Origin of the sequence: Streptomyces spiralis (assembly GCF_014654675.1) — a bacterium.
In the GTDB taxonomy this organism is placed as follows: Bacteria; Actinomycetota; Actinomycetes; order Streptomycetales; family Streptomycetaceae; genus Streptomyces; species Streptomyces spiralis.
This window is the reverse complement of record NZ_BNBC01000051.1, coordinates 41,613-67,618: the sequence shown is the minus strand read 5'-3', so window position 1 is coordinate 67,618 and position 26,006 is coordinate 41,613. Positions and strand designations below refer to the sequence as shown.

Below are 26,006 nucleotides of genomic sequence, written 5' to 3'. Positions count from 1 at the left end.
GACTGGTACAACTACCACCGACCCCACACCGGCATCAGCGGCCAAACACCAGCCAGCCGCGTCACCAACCTGTCCGGTCAGCACAGGTAGGGGGTGTCTCGCCGATCATGCCGGGCTCGTGGCGCCCGGCACCGCACCTCGCCGCGTTGTCGTCGGTCGCCGATGCTCCGCATCGACTTGCGACGGGGGCGTCCCCGCGCGAGCGAAGTCGAGCGTGGGGGAGTGTGGGCACGGCGGACAACTCCGGGCCACCGCCCGAGCAACGCACACCGCACCCGCCGTCACAGCCTGCCCCAAGCGGCAGCGCTCACGTACCGTTGACGCATGACGAGCATCGGTGGTGCCGCAAGTCCCGGGATGGTCGACTGGAATCTCGCGGTGGCGACCGCGACCCGCCTGGTCAGGCCGGGCCCCGAGGTGAGCCGCGACGAGGCCCGCGCCGTCGTCGCGGAACTGCGCCGGCATGCCAAGGCCTCGGAGGAGCACGTCCGGGGCTTCACTCGTCTGGGTACGGACGAGACCCACGACACGCCCGTGCTCGTGGTCGACCGCCCGGGCTGGGTGCGGGCCAACGTCGCCGGCTTCCGCGAGCTGCTCAAGCCGCTGCTGGACAAGATGCAGGCGCGCCGCGGCAGCAGCCCCGGGGGCGTGGTCCTCGGCGCCGTGGGCGGCAAGGTCACCGGCGTCGAACTCGGCATGCTGCTGTCCTTCCTCGCCTCCCGCGTGCTCGGCCAGTACGAGACGTTCGCCCCGGCCACCCGCGAGCTGCCCGCGGGCGCGAACGGCGGCGGACGGCTGCTGCTCGTCGCCCCGAACATCGTCCACGTCGAGCGCGAACTCGACGTGGAGCCCCACGACTTCCGCCTCTGGGTGTGCCTGCACGAGGAGACCCACCGCACGCAGTTCACCGCGGTGCCCTGGCTGCGCGACCACCTCGAGGGCGAAATCCAGTCGTTCTTGTCGGAGACCGACGTCGACCCGATGGCGTTCCTGGAGCGCGTCCGCGAGGCCGCCCAGTCGCTCGTCGGCGGGCGCCCGGAGGGCGAGGAGGACGACGACGGCGGCCGCTCCCTCGTGGAGCTGGTGCAGACCCCCGCCCAGCGAGAGATCCTCGGCCGGCTCACCGCCGTGATGTCCCTGCTGGAGGGCCACGCTGACTACGTCATGGACGGGGTCGGGCCGGACGTCGTGCCGACCGTCGCGGAGATCCGCGAGAAGTTCCAGCAGCGCCGTGCCAAGGGTGCCTCGCGGCTGGACACGGCCCTGCGCAAGCTGCTGGGCCTGGACGCCAAGCTGCGGCAGTACCGCGAGGGCGAACGGTTCGTCCGCGCGGTCGTCGAACAGGTCGGCATGGACGGCTTCAACCGTGTGTGGACCTCCCCGAACACCCTCCCCACCAAGGCGGAGATCGCCAAACCGGCGGACTGGGTCGCACGGGTGCACCGCAAGGGCGAGCCGTGAACCGGCGTGAGGACGGGGTGAACCGAATCCGGCCGACGGCAGGCGAACGCCCCTCCAATCACCCGTCCGAGGGACCGTAGGCAATGGGTAGGCGTGCAATGCTCGGGGAACGGCCCGTTTCTGTCACCATCTACACACTCTGAGTGACCGACTCGGGCTCACCCCCCGAAAACTTCCGTGAAGGGAACCGGACATGGGTCCCCATCCTGCGGTCGCGGCGATACGCCTGGCGGTACGCCGCGTCCTCCACGACATCCTCGACGAGCAGAGCGCGCCGCACGCCGAGCTGCCCCGTCCCGAACTGCAGACCGCCCACGCGCAGACGCCGCACGCCGCGCAGCTGCCGTACGCCCCGCACTCGCCGTACGGCGACCACGCGCAGGAGACCACCCCCTCGCAGGGCCCGCGCACCGCGCGGCTCTCCGGGCAGCCCCCGCTCGCCGTGCCGACGCCGAGCCGCGGCCGGTGCATCGCCGCCCGGGCCCCGCAGGGCTCGCAGGCGGCCCATGAGCGCCCGCCGTCGCCGCTCGTTCTCGTGGCCTGCTCGGGCGGGGCCGACTCCATGGCGCTCGCCTCCGCCCTCGCCTTCGAGGCCCCCAAGCTCGGCGTCCGGGCCGGCGGCATCACCGTCGACCACGGCCTCCAGGCCGGCTCCGACCTGCGCGCCGACGAGGTCGCCCAGCGGCTGCGCGAACTCGGCCTGGACCCGGTCGAGGCCGTCGCCGTCGCCGTGGGCCGCGACGGCGGCCCGGAGGCCGCCGCCCGCGACGCCCGCTACGCCGCCCTCGACGCCGCCGCCGAACGCCACGGCGCCGCCGCGATCCTGCTCGGCCACACCCGCGACGACCAGGCCGAGACGGTGCTGCTCGGCCTCGCCCGCGGCTCCGGCATCCGCTCCCTGTCCGGGATGGCCGCGGTCTCGGGGGCCGGCGGCCGTTACCGGCGCCCGTTCCTGCACATCGACCGGCAGACCGCCCGCAAGGCCTGCATGGCCCAGTCCCTGCCCGTCTGGGACGACCCGCACAACACCGACCCCGCCTACACCCGCTCCCGGCTGCGCCACGAGGGCCTGCCCGCCCTGGAGAAGGCGCTCGGCAAGGGCGTCGTCGAGGCACTCGCCCGCACCGCCCAGCTCTCCCGCGACGACGCCGACGCCCTGGACGCCTGGGCCGGCCAGGCCGAGGCCGCCGCCCGCGACGACGCCGGCTGCCTGGAGTGCGCCAAGCTGTACGCGCTGCCCCCCGCCGTACGCCGCCGCGTGCTGCGTCGCGCCGCCATCGACGCCGGTGCTCCGGCCGGTTCCCTGTTCGCCCGCCACATCGAGGAAGTGGACCGGCTGATCACCGGCTGGCGCGGTCAGGGAGCCATCAACCTCCCCGGCAAAGTCGTCGCCCGGCGGCAGGGTGGCAGACTGGTGATTCGGCAAGGCTGAATCCTTCCCCCCGGGAAGGCGCCGGCCTCCCTGTTCCGGGAGAGCCGGAACAGCCGGTGGGACGACCGACCGAAAGTGATGCGGGTGGACGCGAAAGACATGGGTGCCGACCTTCAGCAGGTACTCATCACCAAGGAAGAGATCGACGCCAAGCTGGCCGAGCTGGCCGCGAAGATCGACGCGGAGTACGCGGACAAGGACCTGCTGATCGTCGGCGTCCTCAAGGGCGCGGTCATGGTCATGGCCGACCTGGCACGGGCCCTGTCCACCCCCGTCACCATGGACTGGATGGCCGTGTCCTCCTACGGCGCGGGCACCCAGTCCTCCGGCGTCGTGCGGATCCTCAAGGACCTCGACACCGACATCAAGGGCAAGCACGTCCTGATCGTCGAGGACATCATCGACTCCGGCCTGACCCTGTCGTGGCTGATCAACAACCTCGGCTCCCGTGAGCCCGCATCCCTCAAGGTGTGCACTCTGCTCCGCAAGCCGGACGCCGCCAAGGTCGCCATCGACGTGGAGTGGGTCGGCTTCGACATCCCCAACGAGTTCGTCGTCGGCTACGGCCTGGACTACGCCGAGAAGTACCGCAACCTGCCGTTCGTCGGTACGCTCGCCCCCCACGTCTACGGCGGCTGACGCCGTCCGCCGCGGTGCCGCACGGTGATCGGGAACCCCGGCGGCCCCGCGGGCGTTGGAGCATGCAGACGGGTACGCCGGCTCTCCCGTGCGGCTACGAGCCGCGATGCTGGGGTACCGTCAGAAGAACTGTCTTATCAAACTCACTATGGCAGGAGGGACGGGGCGGCACCGCTCCGTATGGATGGACGTGAAGCGATACTTCCGTGGGCCGGTCATGTGGATCGTGCTGGCCGTCCTTGCCGTGGTCGTGTTGATGCAGGTCGTCGGCTCGTCCGGCGGCTACAAGACGGTGGACACAGGCCAGGTCGTAGCCGCGATCAATGACAACCGGGTCCAGCAGGCCAAGCTGACCACCGGCGATGAGCAGACCATCAAGGTCGAGCTCAAGGACGGCCAGAAGGTCTCCGGCAGCTCGAAGATCCAGGCCAGCTACATCGGCGACCAGGGCGTCAACATCGCCAATACGCTGCAGGACAAGTTCCAGCACAAGCAGATCCCGGACGGCTACACGGTCTCGCCGTCCAAGCAGAACCCGTTCGTCGGCGTGCTGCTCTCCTTGCTCCCCTTCGTCCTCATCGTGGTCGTCTTCCTGTTCCTGATGAACCAGATGCAGGGCGGCGGCTCCCGGGTCATGAACTTCGGCAAGTCCAAGGCCAAGCTCATCACCAAGGACACCCCCAAGACGACCTTCTCGGACGTCGCCGGAGCCGACGAGGCCGTCGAGGAGCTCCAGGAGATCAAGGAGTTCCTCCAGGAGCCGGCCAAGTTCCAGGCCGTCGGCGCCAAGATCCCCAAGGGCGTCCTGCTCTACGGCCCGCCCGGCACCGGCAAGACGCTGCTGGCGCGCGCGGTGGCCGGCGAGGCCGGGGTCCCCTTCTACTCGATCTCCGGTTCCGACTTCGTCGAGATGTTCGTCGGTGTCGGTGCCTCCCGAGTCCGTGACCTGTTCGAGCAGGCCAAGGCGAACGCCCCGGCGATCGTCTTCGTCGACGAGATCGACGCCGTCGGCCGCCACCGCGGTGCCGGCCTCGGCGGCGGTCACGACGAGCGCGAGCAGACCCTGAACCAGCTGCTCGTCGAGATGGACGGCTTCGACGTCAAGGGCGGTGTGATCCTCATCGCCGCCACCAACCGGCCCGACATCCTCGACCCGGCGCTGCTGCGCCCGGGCCGCTTCGACCGCCAGATCGCGGTCGACCGCCCCGACATGCAGGGCCGTCTGGAGATCCTCAAGGTCCACCAGAAGGGCAAGCCGGTCGCCCACGACGTCGACCTGGCCGCCGTCGCCCGCCGCACCCCCGGCTTCACCGGTGCCGATCTGTCCAACGTCCTGAACGAGGCCGCGCTGCTCACGGCCCGCAGTGACCAGAAGCTGATCGACAACAAGATGCTGGACGAGGCGATCGACCGCGTGGTCGCGGGCCCGCAGAAGCGGACCCGGATCATGTCGGACAAGGAGAAGAAGATCACCGCGTACCACGAGGGCGGTCACGCCCTGGTCGCGGCGGCCTCCCCGAACTCCGACCCGGTCCACAAGATCACGATCCTGTCCAGAGGCCGTGCGCTCGGCTACACGATGGTCCTGCCGGACGAGGACAAGTACTCCACCACCCGCAACGAGATGCTGGACCAGCTGGCCTACATGCTGGGCGGCCGCGCGGCCGAGGAGCTCGTCTTCCACGACCCGACCACGGGCGCCGCGAACGACATCGAGAAGGCCACCGCCACGGCCCGCGCCATGGTCACGCAGTACGGCATGACCGAGCGGCTCGGCGCCATCAAGTTCGGCGGCGACAACACGGAGCCGTTCCTCGGACGTGAGATGGCTCACCAGCGCGACTACTCGGAAGAGGTCGCCGCGCTGGTGGACGAGGAAGTCAAGAAGCTCATCGAGAACGCGCACAACGAGGCCTGGGAGATCCTGGTCGAGAACCGCGACGTCCTCGACAACCTCGTCCTGCAGCTGCTGGAGAAGGAGACGCTGGGCAAGGAGGAGATCGCCGAGATCTTCGCCCCCATCGTCAAGCGCCCGCCGCGGCCCGCCTGGACCGGCTCGTCCCGCCGTACGCCGTCCACCCGTCCGCCGGTGCTCTCCCCCAAGGAGCTGGCCCTGACCAACGGGGCGAACGGCGCGGCGGCGGCGATCAGCACCGTCAAGTCCACCGCCACGGACCCCGCCCCGGCGCCGGAGCAGACCCCGGAGGAGCGTCCGGACAACTGACGAAGAGCCGTGCGGGGCCCCACCGGCCCCGCACGGCCCCGGAATGTATGCCGCGCCCCCCGGGTTCTAGCCTGGGGGGCGCGGCATTTCGTATGCCCCGGCATTTCGTGTGCCCGCGGTTGGTACAGACAGGAACGAGGCTTCAGATGACCGACCCCGTGACGCTGGACGGCGAGAGCACCTTCGGCGAGTTCGACGAGAAGCGCGCCGAGAACGCCGTGCGCGAACTCCTCATCGCGGTCGGCGAGGACCCGGACCGCGAGGGCCTGCGCGACACCCCGGCGCGGGTGGCGCGCGCGTACAAGGAGATATTCGCGGGGCTGTGGCAGACGCCCGAGGACGTCCTGACGACGACGTTCGACCTGGGCCACGACGAGATGGTGCTCGTGAAGGACATCGAGGTGTACTCGACCTGTGAGCACCACCTCGTTCCGTTCCGGGGAGTCGCTCACGTCGGCTACATCCCGTCCACCAGCGGCAAGATCACGGGTCTGTCCAAGCTGGCCCGGCTCGTGGACGTCTACGCCCGCCGCCCGCAGGTGCAGGAGCGGCTCACCACGCAGATCGCCGACTCGCTCATGGAGATCCTGGAGCCGCGCGGCGTGATCGTCGTCGTGGAGTGCGAGCACATGTGCATGTCGATGCGGGGCATCCGCAAGCCCGGGGCCAAGACCATCACCTCGGCGGTGCGCGGTCAGCTGAGGGACGCGGCGACGCGCAACGAGGCGATGAGCCTCATCATGGCGCACTGACGCGGCACCGACGCCTCCGGTGGCCGTCAGGCCACCGGTTCCGCCCCCGGGTGGTCCTGGTCGTCGTCCTCGGGGAGCCTGCAGACGCGCTCCAGGAACAGGGCCGCCGCTATCACCGCAAGGCCCGCGACGACCGAGAAGCCGGCGTAGATCGCCTGGTCGCGGCGGGCGGGGATGTCGAGGAGCTCCAGCAGGAAGACGCCCGTGCCGCCGTACATGCCGGCGACGAGGGCGGCGACCAGGGCGCTCGCCTGGCCGAAGACCACCGCGCGGGCGGCCATCAGCGGGTCGACGCCCTTGGCTCCGGGGCGGCGCTCGCGCTGGGCCTTGAGCCGGGCGCGCAGGGAGAGGGCCGTGGACAGCAGGACCGCGGCGATCAGGGCGAGGACGATGGGGGCGGCCAGGGGAACGCTGGGCAGTGTCCCCACCCCGTTCCACAGGCGGGCGGCCGCCCAGGACAGCACTCCGGCGACGACGAACACGCCGACCAGCACCCTGATGCGCAGCTCTTTCACGGTGTCCCTTCAGCTCCCCCGGACCGTGGGTCGGGCATGAGCGGCTCGTCCCGGCCCGCTGGCGGGTCCGTCCGTGCCGTACGTCGTCTGATCTTTCTCGACCTTAACGACTACTCGGGCAGCCGGAGTTCCAGATCCGCGCGCGGCTCCACACCCGCACGGGTGAGAGCGGTCAGCAGGGCGGCCACGGGGCCGCGGCCCGGCAGCTGGGCCTCGGGGTCCACGTCGTGCCACGGGGCGAGCACGAAGGCGCGCTCGTGGGCGCGCGGATGAGGGAGCGTGAGACGCGGGTCGTCGGAGACGACATCGGCGTAGGCGACGATGTCGACGTCGATGGTGCGCGGACCCCAGCGCTCGTCCCGGACCCGGTGGAAGGCCTCCTCGATGGCGTGGGCGCGCTCCAGGAGGGAGGACGGCGGCAGCGTCGTCTTCAGGACCACCACCGCGTTGAAGTACGACGGCTGGGAGCCGGGCTCGACGCCCCACGGCTCCGTCTCGTAGACGGGGGAGACCGCCTTGATGCGCACGCCCGGGGTGTCCTCCAGGGCGTCGACGGCGCCCTGGAGGGTCTCCAGGCGGTTGCCGAGGTTGGAGCCGAGGGAGATCACGGCCCGTTTCGGGTTCTGCAGGGTGGTGTCGGCGGCGTCGACCTTCTCGACGACGGAGGCGGGCACCGGCTGGACGGTCGGGTCGGTGGGGCCCTGGGCGAAGGGTGCGCTCATACTCGGCTCCGGGTGATGGTGACGGTCACGTCGTCGAAGGGGACCGTGATCGGCGCGTCCGGCTTGTGGACGCAGACCTCGACCTCCTGGACCCCCTCGTGCTTCAGGCAGACCTGGGCGATGCGCTCGGCGAGCGTCTCGATGAGGTTCACGGGCTCGCCCTCCACCACGGCGACGACCTCCTCGGCCACGATGCCGTAGTGCACGGTCTTCGCCAGGTCGTCGTCGGCCGCGGCCCGGCGGGTGTCCACACCCAGGACCAGGTCCACCAGGAAGGTCTGGCCCTCCTCGCGCTCCTTGGGGAACACACCGTGGTGCCCGCGAGCCTTCAGGCCGCGCAGCGCGACACGATCCACGCGAATCACTCCTGCAATCGTCGGTGACGGCCGGTTGCTGCCGCGTGCGGGCGGCACACCGGTCGCCAACGAATCTACCTGCGGACACTGACAGCGCCCGGTCCCGGGCACGGTCCCATGAGCCGGACCGGGCAGGTTTCACCGTGCGTTTCCCCTGGAGAACCCGCTTGCTCACCGGTCGGGGGCCGCTTCTGCCGCCGAGCCCGTGATTCCGGCCACGTCCGGCGCTCGCCGGCGTTCCTCTGTGGTGCGCCTACCCACTCAGGCGGGTGTCTCGTCGTCCCCGGCGGCCTCTTCCTCCTCGCTCTCGGCCAGGACGGGGGAGGCGTGGTGGGACCAGAGCTTCCAGCCGAGCGGTGTGCGCCGGAACACATTGGTGGCGACGACCAGCTGGCCGACCAGCGGGCCGAGCTCGCCGCCGTCGTCGGGGGCGGGGCCACCGCTGAGGATGTTCTCGGTGCAGGTCACCAGGGCGGTGTCGCCCGTGACCGAGACGTGCACATCGGTGAGGAAGAACTGGATGTAGTCGGTGTTCGCCATGATCAGCGCGTAGGAGCGCAGGACCTCGCCGCGGCCGGTGAGCACCGGCCAGCCGGGGTGCACGCAGGAGACCACCCCCGTGTCGGCCGGGTCGTGGTACTCCTCGTCGACGCCCAGGTCGGACGGGGTGAGCCAGAGTGAGGAGAGCCCCTCGAAGTCTCCCTGCTCCAGTGCCTCGTAGAAGGCCGTGTTGGCGGCCTCGACCTCCTCGACGTCGGTGTGGGGGGCGCTCACCGGTGTCCTTCGGGGGAGCGGGAGGGGGTTTCGGCGGTCCGCGTGTCACCGGCGGGGGCGTTCTGGTGGCCGCGCGCCTGCTCCACGGCGCGTGCGACCCGTACCGCGTCCGCCGTCGCGCGTACCTCGTGGACACGCACCGCCCATGCGCCGGCGTGCGCCGCGAGCGCGGAGACGGCGGCGGTGGCGGCGTCGCGCTCGCGCGCGGGCGGCGGCGCGCCCTCGGGGCCGGCCAGCACCCGGCCGAGGAACCGCTTGCGGGAGGCGGCGACCAGCACGGGGTGGCCGAGGCCCAGCAGGCGGTCGAGGTGGGCCAGGAGCTCCAGGTCGTGCCCGGCCTCCTTGGAGAAGCCGAGGCCGGGGTCGACCACGATCCGGTCGGGGGCGATGCCGCCGTCCAGAACGGCCTCCACGCGCGCGTGCAACTCGTCGACGACCTCGGTGACGACATCCGCGTACACGCCCTTGACGCCGCCGCCCTGGAGGAAGCCGCGCCAGTGCATGACGACGAACGGAACGCCCGCGGCGGCCACCACGGGGACCATGGCCGGGTCGGCGAGGCCGCCGCTGACGTCGTTGACGAGTGCGGCCCCGGCCGCGAGGGCCTGCTCGGCGACGCGGGCGCGCATGGTGTCGACGGAGATCGTGACGCCCTCCGCGGCGAGGCCGCGGACGACGGGGATGACCCGCCGGAGCTCCTCGTCCTCGTCGACGCGGGTGGCGCCCGGGCGGGTGGACTCGCCACCGACGTCGACCAGGTCGGCACCCTGCGCGACCAGGTCGAGGCCGTGCTTGACGGCGATGGTCGTGTCGAACCAGCGGCCGCCGTCGGAGAAGGAGTCTGGGGTCACGTTCACGACCCCCATGACCGCACACCGGTCCCACGCCGGAAGCCCCGCCACTACCCCGCGCCCGCTCAGGTTGCTCATATGTTCAGCGTAGGCCCAGCCCCTCCCCACCACTCCCGCACCCCGAACGCCACCCCCACGACCCTTCGACCAGGGACACCGCCCGCCCGGCGGGCTCCACGGCCGAGCGGCCAGGGGCCCGAGAAAGGGTCCGAAACGCCCCGCAAGGCGGAGACGGCCGGGAAGCCGAGAGGGGCGACCGGCAAGCCGAGAGGGGCGGGCGGGAGGCCCGAGACAGGGCGCAGCCCCGAGGCAGGGCGCGGGGCCGAGGCAGGGCGCGGGGCCGAGACTGCCGATGGGGTCCGGAGAGTGCGGGCCCGAGACGGCTGAGAGGCTCAAGAGAGACGCGACGCCGAAGTCCGACTGCGGGGCTCGAGGCGGCTCGCGAGGCCGAGACGGCCGGCGGGGCACCGGGAGGGGGCGCCAGGCCTGGACGCCCGCCAAGCCGGATGGATGCGGGGCCTGGGACGTCCGCGGGCCCATGAGACCGGTGCGAGGGCAGAGCCGGGGAGGAGGCGCGGGTGCCGGGGCCGATAGGAGCGCGGGCCGAGAGGGGGAGGCCCGAGAGGGGCACCTTGGCTGGAGGGGTGGGGCGCTCTCTCGGGCCGGTCGGGGGTCAGGCCGCGCGGATGTCGCGTTCCGCGACCGCGTGGGGGCACGCGCGCTGTGAGGTGCGGCGGCGGCGCAGGAAGCGCGGGAGCGGGAGGGCGAGGTCGACGAAGCCCTCCGCCTGCATGGCGGCGAAGCCGATGCGGGGCAGGTCTCCGGAGGCGCGGTAGACGACGAACCGCGGCTCCCAGCGCGGCTGGAACTTGGCGTTGAACTTGTACAGCGACTCGATCTGGAACCAGCGCGAGAGGAACACCAGCAGCCCGCGCCAGGCCCGCAGCACCGGACCCGCACCGATCTTCTCGCCGCGCGCCAGCGCCGAGCGGAACATCGCGAAGTTCAGCGAGACCCGGGTGATGCCGAACTTCGGCGCGGCCTGCAGCGCCGCCACGATGAGCAGCTCGTTCATGCCGGGGTCGGCCGAGCGGTCGCGGCGCATCAGGTCCAGGGAGGCACCGTCCTCCCCCCAGGGGACGAAGTGCAGCACCGCCTTCAGGTCGCCGTACTCGCCGGGCTCGTCGTCCTGCTTGTGCGCGGTCGCTATGAGGCAGTCGCCGTCGGAGGGGTCGCCGATGCGGCCGAGCGCCATGGAGAAGCCCCGCTCGGTGTCGGTGCCGCGCCAGTCCTCGGCGGCCCGCCGGATCCGCTCCAGCTCGGCGTCGCCGAGGTCACGAACGCGCCGCACCCGCGTTTCGTAGCCGGCCCGTTCGATGCGCTTGACCATCTGGCGGACGTTGCGCATCGCGCGTCCGGCGAGCGAGAAATCCGCGACGTCGACCACCGCCTCGTCGCCCAGTTCCAGCGCGTCCAGGCCGGTCTCCCGGGTCCACACCTCGCCGCCGGTCTCGGAGCAGCCCATGACGGCGGGCGTCCAGGAGTGGGCCTTGGCCTCGTCCATGAACCGCTCGATGGCGCCCGGCCAGGCCTCGACGTCGCCGATCGGGTCACCGCTGGCGAGCATCACGCCGGAGACGACGCGGTACGTCACCGCCGCCTTGCCGCTGGGCGAGAACACCACGGCCTTGTCGCGGCGCAGCGCGAAGTGGCCGAGGGAGTCCCGGCCGCCGTGCTTGGCCAGCAGGGCGCGCAGCCTGCTCTCGTCCTCCTCGGTCAGGCGTGCGGCCGGGTGCTCGGGGCGGAACGCCAGGTAGATCGTGGTGACCGCGGTGAGCCAGCCGAGCGCGCCGAGCGAGAAGGCGACCGTCCAGGACGTGTTGCCCTGGTAGTCGACCGGCCCCTCGAAGCCGAACAGACCGTAGACGACGTGGGTGAGCCGATCGGCCACGCTCGGGTTGCCGACCATGCGATGGGCGTGGACGCTCACGATGAGCATGCCCAGCGCCAGCGAACCCGCGCTCATCAGCACGAAGTTGGCCAGCGCCCGCCACCGGCTGCGCGGGTCCGGCAGGGCCGCGAACTCCTTGCGGTGGGCCAGCAGTGGCGCCAGCAGCGCCAGTGAGATGATCAGACCGGCCACGGAGTGCCGGTAGACGAACTCGGCCGCCGCGCCCGCCGGAAGCAGCGCCACGGCGGCGCGCCAGGCCCGCCGCTTGCGCCGCTTGAGCCCGTGCGCGAGCAGCAGCAACAGCACGCCCGCGCTGAGGGACAGCGCCGCGGCGAACGGGCCGAAGGATCCGGGCAGCACCTCGGCGAGGGCGTGCATCCGGCTGTGCCGGAAGCGCGGAAAGACACCCGCCGCAATGTCCAGGAGACCCACGACGGCGGCGGCCCTGCCGACGAGAGAGGGGACGGCCTCGGGGCGCGGACCGCGGAGTATGCGGCGCATCCGAGGGGATCGACCCGGAACCTCGCCCGACATTTCCCCATCTATCCTGACAGACATCGCATCCCGTAGTTCTGCGAGAGACCTTGAATCCGGTGCCGATCGGGGCATCCGGCGACATTGCGCCCTCTAGGACGGTGTCTGGGGGAGAGAGGTTCACTCCCCCACCGGAAAACCGGGTCAAAGGCCAGGGAAAGCCCGGGGCAAACCCTCGCCAAGGATGCGTCGGCGGCCCCGGGGGAAGTGCAGGCAGGAAAGAGCCCATGGGTCTCACGAGCAAAAAAGTGCTGGTACTGGCGGTCGCGCTCGCCTTGCTGCTGTTCGTCGCCACGGTGTGGCTGTGGCCGCGCCTGGCGCGCCGCAACTGGCGGGCCGTCAGCGGGCGCGTCGGCATCCTGCTGGCCACGCAGACGGTGATCTTCGCCTGCGTCGGCCTCGCCACCAACCAGGCTTTCGGCTTCTACGCGAGCTGGGCGGACCTGTTCGGACAGGAGACCGACCAGGGCGTCGTCGTCGACCACTCGACCAACGGCGCCACCGGCGGTCCGCTCCAGGTGGTCGCCACCCAGGCGATGAAGGTGACCGGCGGATCCCGGCCGCAAATGTCCGGCCAGATCCAGAAGGTGGACATCGTGGGCCGTACGACCCATATCGCCACCTCCGCCTTCATCTACCTGCCGCCGGAGTACTTCCAGCCGCAGTACCGCACGCGCACCTTCCCGGCGACCGTGGTCCTCACCGGGTATCCGGGCATCGCCCAGTCGCTCGTCAGCAAGCTCAACTACCCCCGTACGGCACTGAATCTGGCCAAGGACGGGCGGATGCAGCCGATGATCCTGGTGATGCTGCGGCCCACCGTGGCGCCGCCGCGCGACACGGAGTGCGTGGACATCCCGGGCGGCCCGCAGACCGAGTCGTTCTTCGCAAGGGATCTTCCCGAGGCCGTCCTCGCCCACTACCGGGTCGGAAAAAAGCCGGGCAGCTGGGGCATTGCCGGAGATTCCACGGGTGGTTACTGCGCGGTGAAACTCGCCATGCACCATCCCGGCGTGTACGCGGCGGGCGCGGGACTGTCGCCGTACTACAAGGCAGCGCTCGATCCGACCACCGGTGATCTCTTCCACGGGAACAGGAATCTGAAGAATCGCGCCGACCTGATGTGGAGCATCAAGCACCTGCCCGCCCCCGACACTTCACTGCTCGTCACGAGCAGCAGGCACGGCGAGAACGACTACAAGGCGACGCTCAAGTTCATAGACGCCGTCAGGGCGACGAACAAGACACGTATCGCCTCGATCGTCCTGGACAGCGGCGGCCACAACTTCAACACCTGGAAGCGCGAGATCCCGGCGATGCTCCAGTGGCTCAGCGGGCGGCTGAGCGACCGCTGAAAATGATCTTGGAGAGGGGAGTGCGGGCTGTCGGAGAAGGCCGGAAGCGGGCCCGCGGAGAAGAGCGGAAAAAGGGCCGGGATCCCATGGCCGTCTTTTTGCGGGGCGGGGCACCACGATTCGCCTACGCGCGGTAAGTTTCTGGCCATGCCACGTGGACGTCACCGCCATTCCCCGCCCTTGCACAGGCTGCTGCCTCCTTCGGCGATCGCCGGCGTCTCCCTCGTCTGCGCCCTGGGTCCCTGGGTGTTCACGGCACCGGTGGTGCTGCGGTCCCTCGCCGCGGCCGCCGCGCTGACCGCGCTCACCGGTGCGGTCGTCATGCGCCGCTGGGACGCCCAGGCCGGCCGCGCGGTCGCCGACCTCACGCGCGCGCGGGCGAGCGACGAGTGGCGCTTCGAGGAACGCGTCGCCGAACTCGAGTCCGACCTGGAGGAGTCGCGCGAACTCCGCGTCCGCCTCGAGCACAAGCTGCGGGCCAAGCGCAAGGAGCTCGCGGGGCTGCGCAACGAGCACGCGGCCCTGCTGCGCCGGTACGCCACCGCGGAGACCGAGCGCGCCAGCGCCCTGGAGGGCCGCCGCCTGCTGGAGCTGGAGGCCGCGCCCGACGCCCGCGCGCTGCCGGCGGCGCAGGCCGACCGGGCGGCCGCGACGACCGCCACGGAGGCCGAGGAAGACGTCAAGGCCGCAGAGGCCACGGAGGCCGCAGAGGCCGAGGCCGCAGGCGCCACGGGTGCCGTGGCGGAGGAGCGCGTGGCAGCGACTCCGAGGGTGTTCTCCCCGGAGGGTTCCGAGCTGTTCCTGCGTGCCAGTGCCGCGCTGTCGCGGTTCGCCGGGGACGCCGAGCCCGCGAAGGAAGCAGCGGTCGCCGGTGCGGCAGCCGGCACGGCCGCCGACGGCGACGCGGAGGCCGCGCCGGAGGACGAACCACAGGGGCAGCCGGAGGCGGCCGACGCGCACGAGCACGCGGCCGCCACCCCGACGACCGAGGCGACCACGGCGACGACCGCTGGTGCCGAGACAGCGATGGCGACGCCCGAGCCGCCCGCGCCGGGCAGGGCCGCCGGACAGCGGCCCGCCGGCCACTTCACCGTGCCGACCGCCGTGGCCGTCGTGCCGGCCGCGCCCGCGCGGCGCCCGGTGGTCGAAGGCGGGTTCGACTTCTTCGGCACCAAGAACACGAAGACGGGGTCGCCGTCCACCGCCCTGGAGGCCGTGCAGAACGAGGACCTGGCCGACGTCGTGGGCCAGGAGGCCCTCGCCCTGCACAAGGCCGAGTCCGAGTCGCAGTACAAGCGGGCCGGTGGCGAGGCCCATGGCGTGGGTCAGGTCATCGACCTGACGGCCCACGACGAGACAGAGCAGATCGACATCCAGGGTCTGCGCACCGCGGCGTCCTGAGGCGGGCAGCCCACCGGAGAACCGAACAGAGCGGCGAGAGCGAGGGGCGTGGCACCTGGGCCACGCCCCTTACCGCTGCGTCATCACTGCCTCAGCACCGCGTCCCGTCACCCATGCGTCACCGCTGCATCCACCGGTCCGGCCGGGCCTCGCGCCGTCCGGTCCGCGACCGCTCCGCCTGTGCCCGCAGCAGCCGGGCCGCCTCCTCGGCGTCCCGCAGGCGTGCCGTGACGGTCTTGTTCGCGCCCGTGTCCACGTGCACGTCGGCGACCCGCCACACCCGCTCCCAGGGCCCCTGCGTGAGCCGTACGCTCTGCACCTTGGCGTGCGGGACGAGCGCGAGCCGCCGCCGCAGCAGCCCGTGCCGCGCGGCGAACACCGCGTCGGTGACGGCGATCCCGTGGCCGCGCCACCACACCGGCGTGCACCACCGGGCGCGCCGCGGGGGCCGTACCAGCAAGGAGGCGTCCGGCACCGTCACCCCGGGCAGGACACGCGCGATCACCGACTCGGCGATCCCGCGCGGAGCGACCGGCAGCAGCACGGAGTTCGACGACCCGGCCACGTCCAGCTCCACCCGCACCCAGCCGAGCCGCCGCCACAGCAGCGGCTCCACGATCCGTACGGTCTGCACCCGCCCCGGCGGCACCGTCTCGTGCGTGCGGTCGAGCAGGCCCCGGTCGATGCGCAGCCCGTCGGGCGACTCGCTCACCGTCCAGTCGTAGGCGCCGACGAAGCGTCCGGCGCTGCTCGTCACGGCCCCGCCGAACAGCGGCACCGCGACGGCCAGCACCGTCCACAGACTGTGGGTGCCCAGCCACACCAGCGGCGGTACGACGACCGCGGTGAGCAGCGAGCCCCAGGTCGCGCCGATCAGCAGCAGCGAGAGCGCGATCACGCGCGCGGGTACGCGGACGAGCTCCCGCGCGGGCGCCTCGCCGACCTCGTGCGCGGTCTCGGGGGCGAAACCGGCGGCCCGCGCGAGCAGTTCGGCGCGCAGGGCGCGGGCCTCGTCCTCGCCGAGGAAGGCGAGTTCGTCCTTCTTGTCCGTCCCTATGACGTCCAGCTTCAGCTTGGCCACCCCCGCGAGGCGCGCGAGCAGCGGCCGGGTGACGTCGACGGCCTGGATCCGCTCCAGCCGGATGTGCGCGGTGCGGCGGAACAACAGGCCGGTGCGGATGCGCAGTTCGGTGTCGGTCACCGCGAAGTGCGTGAACCACCAGGACAGGAAGCCGTACAGCGCGGCCGCCGGGAGGAGCACCGCGAGCCCGGCCAGCAGCATGGTCGTCGTCAGCTTCGTCAGCTGCTGCTGCGCCTGGCTGGGGTCGTGCACCGCCCATCCGGCGAGCACGGCGACCGGCGCCCACGCCCGCCGGAGCGGCGTCACGGGATGCAGCCGCCGCTCGATCACACCGGGCTCGTCCCGGTCCCCGGCCTCGTCCCGGTCCCCGGCCCCGTCCCGGTCCCCGGCCCCGTTGTCCCTGTCCGCGGCCTCGACGTCGGCCCCGTCGCCCCTGTCCGTCGTCACAGGCCCGCCGATCGTGCCTCGCCGAGCCGCGTCAGCCGGTCGCGCAGCCGTTCCGCCTCGGCCGGGTCGAGGCCGGGAATGGTCGCGTCGGTCGCGGCGGCCGCCGTGTGCAGCTGTACGGTGGCCAGCCCGAAGTGCCGCTCCACGGGCCCGGAGGTCACCTCGACCAGCTGCATCCGCCCGTACGGCACGACGGTCTCCTCGCGCCACAGCACACCCCGGCTGATCAGCAGGTCGTCGGCGCGCTCGGCGTAGCGCCAGGAGCGCCAGTTGCGGCCCAGCAGCACCCAGCCCCAGCCCAGCAGCGCCAGCGGCAGCAGTGCGAACGCCGACCAGACGGGCCCGGCCAGGGCACCGAGCAGCACCCCCACGGCCAGGGCGAGCGGGCCCAGCCACACCACCAGCAGCAGCCGGCGCATCCGCAGCAGTCCCGGCGGCAGCGCGGTCCACCCGGGCTCGTCCCCTGCCGCCCGCCCGTCGTCCAGGCTCCCCGTTTCCATGCGGCAAGCGTACGTACGTAAGACTGTGTCCATGACTCCTACGACGGAGACCATGGTCGGGATCGGCGGCGCCGCGGAGAGCACCGACATGGTGCTCAACATCGGACCGCAGCATCCGTCCACGCACGGCGTGCTGCGGCTGAAGCTGGTGCTGGACGGCGAGCGCATCAGGCGCGCGGAGCCGGTGATCGGCTATATGCACCGCGGCGCGGAGAAGCTGTTCGAGGCGCGGGACTACCGCCAGATCATCATGCTCGCCAACCGGCACGACTGGCTGTCGGCCTTCTCGAACGAGCTGGGCGTGGTCCTCGCCGTGGAGCGGATGCTCGGCATGGAGGTCCCCGCGCGCGCGGTGTGGACGCGCACGCTGCTCGCGGAGCTGAACCGGGTGCTCAACCACCTGATGTTCCTCGGCTCCTATCCGCTGGAGCTGGGCGGCATCACGCCGGTCTTCTACGCCTTCCGGGAGCGGGAGGTCCTCCAGAACGTCATGGAGGAGGTCTCCGGCGGCCGGATGCACTACATGTTCAACCGGGTCGGCGGCCTCAAGGAGGACCTGCCCGCCGGGTGGGCCACGCGCGCGCGTGCCGCCGTGGCCGCCGTGCGGTCGCGCATGGACGTCTTCGACGACCTGGTGCTCGGCAACGAGATCTTCCGGGGGCGCACGCGGGGCGTGGGTGAGCTGGCGCCGGAGACCGTGCACGCCTACGGCGTGAGCGGACCCATCGCGCGCGCCTCGGGCGTCGACTTCGACCTGCGCCGCGACGAGCCGTATCTGGCGTACGGGGAGCTGGCGGACACGCTCAAGGTGGTGACCCGGCGGGAGGGCGACTGCCTCGCCCGGTTCGAGTGCCTGCTGGAGCAGACCCACAACGCGCTGGACCTGGCCGACGCCTGCCTGGACCGGCTGGCCGAGCTGCCGCCCGGCCCGATCAACCAGCGGCTGCCGAAGGTGCTGAAGGCCCCCGAGGGGCACACCTACGCGTGGACCGAGAACCCGCTCGGCATCAACGGCTACTACCTGGTCAGCAAGGGCGACAAGACCCCGTACCGGCTGAAGCTGCGCTCGGCGTCGTACAACAACATCCAGGCCCTGACCGAGCTGCTGCCGGGGACGCTGGTGGCGGACATGGTGGCGATCCTGGGGTCGATGTTCTTCGTGGTCGGGGACATCGACAAGTAGGGCGCCGGCCTCCCGGCGCGGTCGCTCATCCGGATGCCGGGTCGGTTTTTCCGTACGACTGGTCGGTGTTTCCGGGCAGCGGGTCGGTGGTTCCGGGGAGCGGGTCCGCGATCCCGGCCGGCTGGAGCAGCCAGCCGAAGTCGCCGAGGCCGCCCGCCGCGGTGAGCTCGGCGGCCTCACCGGCGCTCGCGAGGGCGCGTACGTACTCCGAGGGGCGCGTGGAGGCGAGCGAGAGGGGAGGGCGTGCGCCGCTGACCCCGAGGGCGCGCAGCGCCTCGCGCTGGGAGCGCAGGCGTGCGCCGGGGAGCGCGACGGCGCACGCGTCCAGGGCGACGTGCGCCGTGATGTCGCACGAGCCGTCCGGCACGGGTGCCGTCTCCCGCCCCTCACGGAAGCCGGTGAGCGTCCCGAAGGGCGGCCGGGCCCCGGCCAGGTGCGCGTAGTCGACGGCGACCGCGAGGCCCCGCTCGACCCGGGAGACCACGGCGGCCCAGGCGGCGTCCCGGGGCAGCCCGATCTCGGCGCGCAGGCCCGGCTCGGGCGGCAGCGGCCACCAGCGCGCCAGCCACGCGGCCTCCGCTTCCGACACCGGCTCCCCGAGCCGCTCGGTGCCGTCCCGCCGGACGAGGACGTGCCGGGGCACGCCCGCCGCGTCCACCTCGGCCACCTCCACCGGCACGTTGTCCAGCCACTCGTTGGCGAAGAGCAGCCCGGTGAGCCGCTCCGGGGGCTCGCTCAGCCACTCGATCCGGTGATCGAGGCCCGTCGGCCGCCCGGCGATCTCGACGGCATACACACGCGCGCGGGAGGCCGCCTCGGCGGGCAGCGCGGCGAGCACCCCGGCGGCCAGCTCGCCCCGCCCGGCCGCCATGTCCACGAAACCGAGCTCCGCCGGGCGCCCCAGCAGCTCGTCGACCCGGCACAGCAGCCGCGCCACGGCCGCCGCGAACAGCGGCGAGGCGTGCACGGACGTACGGAAGTGCCCGGCCGGCCCCTCGGGACGCCGGTAGAAGCCGTCCGGCCCGTACAGGGCCTCCTCGGCTGCCGCCCGCCAGCCGCGCCACTCGCCGGCCGCGCCGTCAGCCGTACGGTCCGCCGCGCGGTCACCCGTGTGGCCCGTCGCGCGCGTCGTGGAGCCGTCCGCTGTCCCGTTCGTCACACCGCCAGACTAGGGGCACAGGTGATCAGTGCCTCCACCTTGGGGAGTACGAGAGCCGGGTCCGGATCGGCCCTCCGGTTGACCCCTGCACCTATCCCGCTTCCCTACTCTGGGTTACGTGCAGCGCCTCTATGACTTCCTCCGCAGGCACCCGACATGGGTCGACGCCTTCTGGGCCGTCGTCCTGTTCGGGATCTCCGGCGTGAGCGTGTTCAGCATCAACGGGGCGCCTGGCCATCACATGCCCATCGGCCCGGGGCTCGCGGTGTCCGCCGTCCTGTGCGTCGTCGTCGCGCTGCGCCGCCGTTTCCCGGAGCCGATGCTGCTGCTGGCCTTCGCGACCGGGCTGGCCCAGCTGGTCCTGGACATCGAGACGACGGCCGCCGACTTCGCCATGCTGGTGATCACCTACACGGTGGCCGCGATCGGCGCGCGCTGGGCCTCCCGGCTCGCGCTCGTCGTCAGCCTGTTCGCGGCGACCCTGGCGCAGATGCGCTGGCCGGCCGTGCACGACACCTTCGCGGGGCAGGCCGCGATAGCCGTCTTCCAGACGGTCCCCTTCGCCCTCGCCTGGGTGCTCGGCGACTCCATGCGCACCCGCCGCGCCTACTTCGCCCAGCTGGAGGAGCGCGCGGCCCGCCTGGAGAAGGAGCGCGAGGCGCAGGCCAAGGTCGCGGTGGCCGCCGAGCGCGCCCGGATCGCGCGCGAACTGCACGACGTGGTGGCGCACAACGTGTCGGTGATGGTGGTGCAGGCCGACGGCGCCGCCTACGTCCTCGACGCCGCCCCCGACCAGGCGAAGAATGCCCTGGAGACCATCTCCTCCACCGGCCGCCAGGCGCTCGCCGAGATGCGCCGTCTGCTGGGCGTGCTGCGCACCGGCGAGCACCAGGAGGGCGGCGAGTACGTGCCGCAGCCCGACGTGGAGCAGATCAAGGAGCTGGTCGAGCAGTGCCGGAGCTCGGGACTGCCCGTCGACTTCCGGATCGAGGGCACCCCGCGCCCCCTGCCCAGCGGCGTCGAGCTGACCGCGTACCGCATCGTGCAGGAGGCCCTGACCAACACCCGCAAGCACGGCGGGCCGGACGCGGGTGCGAGCGTGCGCCTGGTCTACTTCGACGACGGCCTGGGCCTGCTCGTCGAGGACGACGGCAAGGGCGCCCCGCACGAGCTGTACGAGGACGGCGGCGCCGACGGGCAGGGCCACGGCCTGATCGGCATGCGGGAACGCGTCGGCATGGTCGGCGGCACCCTGGACGCGGGCCCGCGCCCCGGTGGAGGCTTCCGCATCAGTGCCCTGCTGCCGCTCAAACCGGTGCACTGACGCCCGGCGAACCCCCTGTTGCCACCTCGCACGCCCCCCGAGTAGCTGAAGAAGACGGAAGAGGACCCGATGACGATCCGCGTGATGCTCGTCGACGACCAGGTGCTGCTGCGCACCGGGTTCCGGATGGTGCTCGCCGCCCAGCCGGACATGGAGGTCGTCGCGGAGGCGGGCGACGGGGTCGAGGCCCTTCAGGTGCTGCGGGCGACCGCGGTCGACGTGGTGCTGATGGATGTGCGCATGCCGAAGCTGGACGGTGTGGAGACCACGCGCCGCATCTGCTCGGAGCCGAATCCGCCGAAGGTGCTGATCCTGACCACCTTCGACCTCGACGAGTACGCCTTCTCCGGGCTGAAGGCGGGCGCCTCCGGGTTCATGCTCAAGGACGTGCCGCCCGGCGATCTGCTCGCCGCGATCCGCGCCGTGCACAGCGGCGACGCCGTCGTCGCGCCCTCCACCACACGCCGCCTGCTCGACCGGTTCGCGCCGATGCTGCCCACCGCAGGCAAGGAGCCCCAGCACAAGGAGCTCCAGCGGCTCACCGAGCGGGAGCGAGAGGTCATGGTGCTGGTGGCGCAGGGCCTGTCCAACGGCGAGATCGCCGCCCGGCTGGTGCTCTCCGAGGCGACCGTGAAGACCCATGTGGGCCGCATCCTGACCAAGCTGAACCTGCGGGACCGGGTGCAGGTGGTGGTCCTCGCCTACGAGACGGGCCTGGTCCGGGCCGGCGGGCACGGCTGAGGGGACGGACCGGCTGCCGGAAGTGCCGGCCGTCGGTAGGGTCTGCGCATGCTCCTGTGGATCAACGGCCCCTTCGGGGGCGGCAAGACACAGACCGCACACGAGATCCAGCGCCGTCTGCCGGGCAGCGTCATCTGCGATCCCGAACACCCCGGCTTCGGGCTGCGCCGCATGATGCCGCCCGAGCTGCGCGGCGACTTCCAGGACCTGGCGTCCTGGCGGCAGGGCGTCGTCGAGGTCCTCGACCTGGCCCTGACCAAGCACGACGGCGTGGTGATCGCCCCCATGACCGTCACCGACTCCGGCCACTTCGCCGAGACCGTGGGACGGCTGCGCGAACTGGGTCATGACGTACGGCACTTCGCCCTTCTCGCGGAGCGCGAGACCGTGCTGAAGCGGCTGAACGAACGCGGCCTGGGGCACCTCCTTCAGTTCGCGGCGGGGAAGAACGCCGGGCTGCGCAGGGAGAGCTGGGCCGTCCGGCAGCTCGACCACTGCCTCGAGCGGCTGCGCGAGCCGGAGTTCGCCGAACACCTGTGGACCGACCACTCGAGCGTGCCGAAGATCGCGGACCGGATCGCGGTGCTCGCCGGGCTGACCCTGCGGCCCAACACGGAGGGCCGGGTGCGTACCCGGGTGCGGCAGGTGGGAGTGAGCCTCCGGCACATCCGTTTCGACTGACGGCGGAACCGGCCGAAGGCGGAGCTGACCGACTGCGGCGCTAGCGGAGTATCCCCTCGAGGAAGTCGCTGCCCAGCCGGGCCACCATCGCCACGTCCAGCTGGTGGTAGACGTACCGCCCGCGGCGCCGGGTGGTGACCAGGCCCGCCTTCTTCAGGACGCTCAGATGCCGCGATATCTCGGGTGCGGTCATGCCGTGCACCTGGGTCAGCTCGCTGGTGGTGAAGGCGCTGCGGGCCAGGCTGCGGCACAGCCGCATCCGCACCGGGTGGGACAGCGCGGCCATCCGCAGGGTCAGCTGCTCCACCGAGGGCGGGGCGGCGAGCTCCGGGGAGCCGACCGGGTAGTGCAGCACCGGCTGCCAGCCGTGCCGGTGCAGGACCATCAGGTGGGGCCAGCCCAGGCTGGTCGGCACGAGCAGCAGGCCGCCGTCCGCCGTGGCCGTACGGCCCTCGCCGAGCTTGTCGACGGTGATCCGGCCGGCCGCCTCGTCCAGGGACACGGCGGGGGAGACCGCGGCGAGCGCCTCGGGCAGGCCCTTGCGGCGCAGCAGCTCCGTCTTGTGGCGGGCGTCCGCCGCGAGCTGGTGGCCCAGCCGGGACCAGGTCTCCGCGAAGAAGGCCTCGTCGCAGTCCTGGAGGAACTGGCGCAGCCAGGCCCGGATCCGGGGCGGGTCGGTCAGCAGCCGCTCGCTGAAGCGGACCTGTGCGGGCCCGCGCGCGGCGGCCAGCTCCAGGGCGCGGCGGCGCAGTGCGGCGTCGGTGAGCGGGCCGGCGCCCGGACTGCCGTAGGGCAGGGCGCAGGTGAACTCCAGGGCCGCGTCCACGAACTGCTCGTCGGACAGCTTGTCGAGCAGATCCATGTCCTCGGCGAGGGTCTGGCCCGGCAGCGCGGACCCGCCGGGGACGCCCGCGAACGGCATGAACAGGTCGGAGAACGTCGTCCGCCACAGGAAGTCCGCCTCGCACATCCGGTCGGCCAGGTGCGAGTCGAGCCGGGCGGTCACCCCCGTGGCCCAGCCCTGGAGGCGCGGGTGGTGCCCGGGCTCGGACAACGCGTGCAGCGCCATGCCGAGCTCGGCCAGGGGGGAGGGCACGACGGCGATCCTCTCCGGCCGCAGACCCGCGATGTCGATGCGCACGCTCATGCCCCCATGGTGCACGCCGCCACCGACAACGCCGCCCCGTTTGACGACGGCCGTCAATCGACGGGACTCCGTCCGGACACCGGCGCACTCTGGGACGACGTCCGGGGCAGCCGCGGAGCCCGATCCATCCCGTCCCGACAAGGCGGCACAGCCATGAGCATCACGCAGCAGTACCTCCTCGACACCCACCGCGCCCGGCAGCACGGCGAGCCCGTCCCGCCCGCGCCCGGCCTCAACGACTGGCACGTCGTGCGCGAGCTGCGCGACCACCGGCGGTTCCGGGCGGTTCTGGCGGGCCGCCCGGTCCGCAGGCATCCGCTCCGGTTCCTGCGCCGGTGGGCTCGCCCGCTCTAGCTCTTGACCTCTGCGTCCAGCCGGGAGACGAACTCCCCGGCCGCCGTCTTCACGTCCCCGGCCGTCCACTCCAGCCCGGCGGCCCGTACATGGACCTCTGTGCGGGCCATGCCCGGACCGGCCTGCTGCCAGCCGTTCTCGAACAGGGCCGTCCCCGTCTCCTCGGTGGTCCGGACGGCCGCTCTTTCGACGATGTCCGGTTCGTACGGCAGCCAGACCTGGAAGTCGTGGGTGTGCGGCACCTCGGGGTGGACGCGCGCCCAGGGCAGCCCCGCCGTCGCGAACCCCTCGCGCAGCGCGGCGGCCACCACGCGCGCGTGCCGCACGTAGCCGGGCAGCCGGGGCAGCTCGCGCTCCAGGCCGATCAGCGCCGACAGCGCCGTGGGGAACTGCTGGAACACCATGCCGCCGTACCGGTGCCGCCAGGCCTTCGCCTCGTCCACCAGCGTCTTCGGACCGCCGAGGGCCGCGCCGCCGAAGGCGCCCAGGCCCTTGTAGAACGACACGTAGACGCTGTCGGCCAGGCCCGCGATCTCCGCCAGGGGGCGGCCGAAGTGGACGGTGGACTCCCACAGACGGGCCCCGTCGAAGTGGACCACCGCGTCGCGCTCCCGCGCGGCCTCGACGACCTCCGAGAGCTCCTCCCAGGAGGGCAGCAGGAAACCGGCTTCCCTGAGGGGCAGTTCGAGCATCAGCGTCCCGAAGGGCTCGTCGAGGCCACGTATCTCGTCGCCGGTCGGCAGCCGGGGCTCGCTCGTCACCCGTACCGTTCGCAGGCCGCTGACCTGGCTGAACGCATTCCGCTCGTGCACTTCGGGGTGGGACAGCGCGTGCAGGGCGACGGCCGGGCTGCCCGTGCGGCCCGCCCAGCAGCGCAGGGCGACCTGCTGGGCCATCGTGCCGGTCGGGAAGAACGCGGCGGCCTCGGTGCCGAGCAGCCCGGCGACCTTCTCCTCCAGGGCCTCCACGACGCCGTTGCCGTACAGGTCCGACCGCTGGTCGAGGTCGTACACGTCCTCCGCGGTCTCCAGCAGCGCCAGGCGCTGCCGAAGGGTGCCCAGGAAGCCGTGGCGCGCGAGCGCCCGCGGCGCGCTCCGGCAGGCTGCGATGCGCCGCTCCCGCAGCTGCCTGCGCCCCTCCTCCTCCGACAGCTGTTCGGTCTCCTGCTCGTCCTGCGCCGCGGTATCGCTCATGCCGAGATCATCCCGCGCGCCGGCCGGGGCGGGCACCTGGTTTCCCGTGCCGGCGGCCGTGGGGAAGCCCACAGCCTGTGGACGGCCGAACGCCTCCGGAACGGATAGCGTTAACATGACGAGAAATCGTCCGGTACCCCGAGCGGACTGGAACGGGAAGGCCACCGTCGCGTGAGTACAAGCCAACAGCCAGACCCCAGGGACCGCCCCGCGCGGCTCACCGTCGGCGTCGTCGGCGCCGGCCGGGTGGGCCCCGCGCTCGCCGCGTCCCTCCAGCTCGCCGGGCACCGCCCCGTGGCCGTCTCCGGGGTCTCCGACGCCTCCAGGCGCCGGGCCGAGCTGATGCTCCCCGACGTGCCCCTGGTGACCCCCGCCGAGGTGCTGCAACGCTCCGAGCTGGTGCTCCTGACCGTCCCCGACGACGCCCTGCCCGGACTCGTCGCCGGCCTCGCCGAGACCGGCGCCGTACGGCCCGGACAGCTGCTCGCGCACACCTCCGGGCGATACGGCGCGAAGGTGCTGGACCCCGCCCTGCGCGCGGGCGCGCTGCCGCTGGCCCTGCACCCGGCGATGACCTTCACCGGCACACCCGTGGACGTGCAGCGGCTGGCCGGCTGCTCCTTCGGCGTCACCGCCCCCGAGGAACTGCGGCTGGCCGCCGAGGCGCTGGTCATCGAGATGGGTGGCGAGCCCGAGTGGATCGCCGAGGAGATGCGGCCGCTGTACCACGCGGCACTCGCGCTCGGCGCGAACCACCTGGTGACGCTGGTCGCCCAGTCCATGGAGCTGCTGCGCGAGGTGGGCGTCGAGGCGCCCGACCGGATGCTCGGCCCGCTGCTCGGCGCCGCCCTGGACAACGCCCTGCGCTCCGGCGACGCGGCCCTGACCGGTCCCGTCGCGCGCGGGGACGCGGGCACGGTCGCCGCCCATGTCGCCGAGCTGCGCCGGCACGCCCCGCAGACGGTCGCCGGCTACCTGGCGATGGCCCGCGCAACCGCCGACCGCGCACTCGCCCACGGCCTGCTGAAGCCGGAACTGGCCGAGGACCTGCTGGGCGTCCTCGCCGACGGAACACCCGGCACCGCCGCCACAAGCGGCACCACCGGCTCCGAGGGCACGTACGGCTCCGAAGGCCCGGACGGTTCCGACGGGACCGACCGGCCCGACGACGGCGAAGGGGACGCCCGATGACCCGCGCGGGGAACACGACGCGCCCGCGGCGGCCGAAG

At 72.4% G+C, this 26,006-nt stretch carries 24 protein-coding genes; 13 read left to right on the top strand and 11 right to left on the bottom strand.

Annotated features, from left to right (window positions below; genetic code table 11):
- The first annotated feature begins 324 nt into the window (after positions 1-324).
- The 5 genes from IE318_RS36410 to folE all read left to right on the top strand — a co-directional run bounded on the left by IE318_RS36410 (position 325) and on the right by folE (position 6,508).
- Positions 325-1,461 (top strand): Rv3626c family coenzyme F420 biosynthesis-associated protein, encoded by a 1,137-nt coding sequence (locus IE318_RS36410; protein ID WP_189907215.1) that lies wholly within the window; start codon positions 325-327, stop codon positions 1,459-1,461.
- Positions 1,462-1,654: 193 nt separating this feature from the next.
- Entirely contained in the window at positions 1,655-2,893 is a 1,239-nt protein-coding gene (tilS, locus tag IE318_RS36405; protein WP_189907214.1) for a tRNA lysidine(34) synthetase TilS, read from the top strand.
- A 78-nt stretch (positions 2,894-2,971) separates the two neighbouring features.
- Positions 2,972-3,532 (top strand): hypoxanthine phosphoribosyltransferase, encoded by a 561-nt coding sequence (gene hpt / locus IE318_RS36400; protein WP_030177349.1) that lies wholly within the window; start codon positions 2,972-2,974, stop codon positions 3,530-3,532.
- A gap of 184 nt (positions 3,533-3,716) precedes the next feature.
- Complete coding sequence (gene ftsH / locus IE318_RS36395) at positions 3,717-5,756, top strand: ATP-dependent zinc metalloprotease FtsH (protein ID WP_030177351.1); 2,040 nt, start codon at positions 3,717-3,719, stop codon at positions 5,754-5,756.
- Between the two features lie 146 nt (positions 5,757-5,902).
- Entirely contained in the window at positions 5,903-6,508 is a 606-nt protein-coding gene (gene folE / locus IE318_RS36390) for a GTP cyclohydrolase I FolE (RefSeq protein WP_030177353.1), read from the top strand.
- 26 nt (positions 6,509-6,534) lie between these two features.
- Here folE and IE318_RS36385 read toward each other — a convergent pair whose 3' ends face one another.
- The 6 genes from IE318_RS36385 to IE318_RS36360 all read right to left on the bottom strand — a co-directional run bounded on the left by IE318_RS36385 (position 6,535) and on the right by IE318_RS36360 (position 12,211).
- Positions 6,535-7,023, bottom strand: a complete 489-nt coding sequence (locus tag IE318_RS36385; RefSeq protein ID WP_189907213.1) for a DUF3180 domain-containing protein — start codon at positions 7,021-7,023, stop codon at positions 6,535-6,537.
- A gap of 110 nt (positions 7,024-7,133) precedes the next feature.
- Entirely contained in the window at positions 7,134-7,745 is a 612-nt protein-coding gene (gene folK / locus IE318_RS36380; RefSeq protein ID WP_030177357.1) for a 2-amino-4-hydroxy-6-hydroxymethyldihydropteridine diphosphokinase, read from the bottom strand.
- Positions 7,742-8,101, bottom strand: a complete 360-nt coding sequence (gene folB, locus IE318_RS36375; RefSeq protein ID WP_030177358.1) for a dihydroneopterin aldolase — start codon at positions 8,099-8,101, stop codon at positions 7,742-7,744. The genes folK and folB overlap by 4 nt, the downstream gene beginning before the upstream one ends.
- A gap of 261 nt (positions 8,102-8,362) precedes the next feature.
- Positions 8,363-8,875, bottom strand: coding sequence for a nuclear transport factor 2 family protein (locus IE318_RS36370; protein ID WP_189907212.1), 513 nt, complete (start codon positions 8,873-8,875; stop codon positions 8,363-8,365).
- Positions 8,872-9,804, bottom strand: coding sequence for a dihydropteroate synthase (folP, locus tag IE318_RS36365; RefSeq protein ID WP_030177362.1), 933 nt, complete (start codon positions 9,802-9,804; stop codon positions 8,872-8,874). The genes IE318_RS36370 and folP overlap by 4 nt, the downstream gene beginning before the upstream one ends.
- Before the next feature lie 595 nt (positions 9,805-10,399).
- Positions 10,400-12,211: a phosphatidylglycerol lysyltransferase domain-containing protein gene (locus IE318_RS36360; RefSeq protein WP_189907211.1), complete on the bottom strand. Its 1,812-nt coding sequence runs from the start codon at positions 12,209-12,211 to the stop codon at positions 10,400-10,402.
- Between the two features lie 227 nt (positions 12,212-12,438).
- Between IE318_RS36360 and IE318_RS36355 the strand changes: the two genes are divergently transcribed.
- On the top strand, positions 12,439-13,566 hold the full coding sequence (locus IE318_RS36355; RefSeq protein WP_189907210.1) for an alpha/beta hydrolase: 1,128 nt from the start codon (positions 12,439-12,441) through the stop codon (positions 13,564-13,566).
- 147 nt (positions 13,567-13,713) lie between these two features.
- Positions 13,714-14,967: a hypothetical protein gene (locus IE318_RS36350; protein WP_189907209.1), complete on the top strand. Its 1,254-nt coding sequence runs from the start codon at positions 13,714-13,716 to the stop codon at positions 14,965-14,967.
- Between the two features lie 118 nt (positions 14,968-15,085).
- Here IE318_RS36350 and IE318_RS36345 read toward each other — a convergent pair whose 3' ends face one another.
- Together IE318_RS36345 and IE318_RS36340 are read right to left on the bottom strand one after the other, a co-directional pair.
- Positions 15,086-16,495: a PH domain-containing protein gene (locus tag IE318_RS36345; RefSeq protein WP_189907208.1), complete on the bottom strand. Its 1,410-nt coding sequence runs from the start codon at positions 16,493-16,495 to the stop codon at positions 15,086-15,088.
- Positions 16,492-16,995, bottom strand: coding sequence for a PH domain-containing protein (locus tag IE318_RS36340; RefSeq protein WP_189907207.1), 504 nt, complete (start codon positions 16,993-16,995; stop codon positions 16,492-16,494). The genes IE318_RS36345 and IE318_RS36340 overlap by 4 nt, the downstream gene beginning before the upstream one ends.
- Before the next feature lie 31 nt (positions 16,996-17,026).
- Here IE318_RS36340 and IE318_RS36335 point away from each other — a divergent pair, with 31 nt between their 5' ends.
- Entirely contained in the window at positions 17,027-18,178 is a 1,152-nt protein-coding gene (locus IE318_RS36335) for an NADH-quinone oxidoreductase subunit D (RefSeq protein WP_189907206.1), read from the top strand.
- A 25-nt stretch (positions 18,179-18,203) separates the two neighbouring features.
- Here the strand turns inward: IE318_RS36335 and IE318_RS36330 are convergent, their stop codons facing one another.
- Positions 18,204-19,208 (bottom strand): SAM-dependent methyltransferase, encoded by a 1,005-nt coding sequence (locus tag IE318_RS36330; protein ID WP_229903990.1) that lies wholly within the window; start codon positions 19,206-19,208, stop codon positions 18,204-18,206.
- A 247-nt stretch (positions 19,209-19,455) separates the two neighbouring features.
- Here IE318_RS36330 and IE318_RS36325 point away from each other — a divergent pair, with 247 nt between their 5' ends.
- From IE318_RS36325 to IE318_RS36315, 3 genes are all read left to right on the top strand, one after another.
- Positions 19,456-20,661: a sensor histidine kinase gene (locus IE318_RS36325; protein WP_189907204.1), complete on the top strand. Its 1,206-nt coding sequence runs from the start codon at positions 19,456-19,458 to the stop codon at positions 20,659-20,661.
- A 69-nt stretch (positions 20,662-20,730) separates the two neighbouring features.
- A complete protein-coding gene (locus IE318_RS36320) occupies positions 20,731-21,402 on the top strand; it encodes a response regulator (protein ID WP_030177381.1) in 672 nt (223 codons plus the stop codon).
- 48 nt (positions 21,403-21,450) lie between these two features.
- On the top strand, positions 21,451-22,083 hold the full coding sequence (locus tag IE318_RS36315) for an AAA family ATPase (RefSeq protein WP_189907203.1): 633 nt from the start codon (positions 21,451-21,453) through the stop codon (positions 22,081-22,083).
- A 40-nt stretch (positions 22,084-22,123) separates the two neighbouring features.
- Here IE318_RS36315 and IE318_RS36310 read toward each other — a convergent pair whose 3' ends face one another.
- Positions 22,124-23,230, bottom strand: a complete 1,107-nt coding sequence (locus IE318_RS36310; RefSeq protein ID WP_189907202.1) for a DUF5937 family protein — start codon at positions 23,228-23,230, stop codon at positions 22,124-22,126.
- Between the two features lie 153 nt (positions 23,231-23,383).
- On the opposite strand from IE318_RS36310, the gene IE318_RS36305 reads away from it, so the two are divergent.
- Positions 23,384-23,584, top strand: coding sequence for a hypothetical protein (locus IE318_RS36305; RefSeq protein ID WP_189907201.1), 201 nt, complete (start codon positions 23,384-23,386; stop codon positions 23,582-23,584).
- On the opposite strand, the gene IE318_RS36300 is transcribed toward IE318_RS36305, so the two are convergent.
- On the bottom strand, positions 23,581-24,777 hold the full coding sequence (locus tag IE318_RS36300; RefSeq protein WP_189907200.1) for a threonine aldolase family protein: 1,197 nt from the start codon (positions 24,775-24,777) through the stop codon (positions 23,581-23,583). The genes IE318_RS36305 and IE318_RS36300 overlap by 4 nt on opposite strands.
- Positions 24,778-24,948: 171 nt before the next feature.
- Here IE318_RS36300 and IE318_RS36295 point away from each other — a divergent pair, with 171 nt between their 5' ends.
- Entirely contained in the window at positions 24,949-25,968 is a 1,020-nt protein-coding gene (locus tag IE318_RS36295; protein WP_189907199.1) for a Rossmann-like and DUF2520 domain-containing protein, read from the top strand.
- Positions 25,969-26,006: the final 38 nt, after the last annotated feature.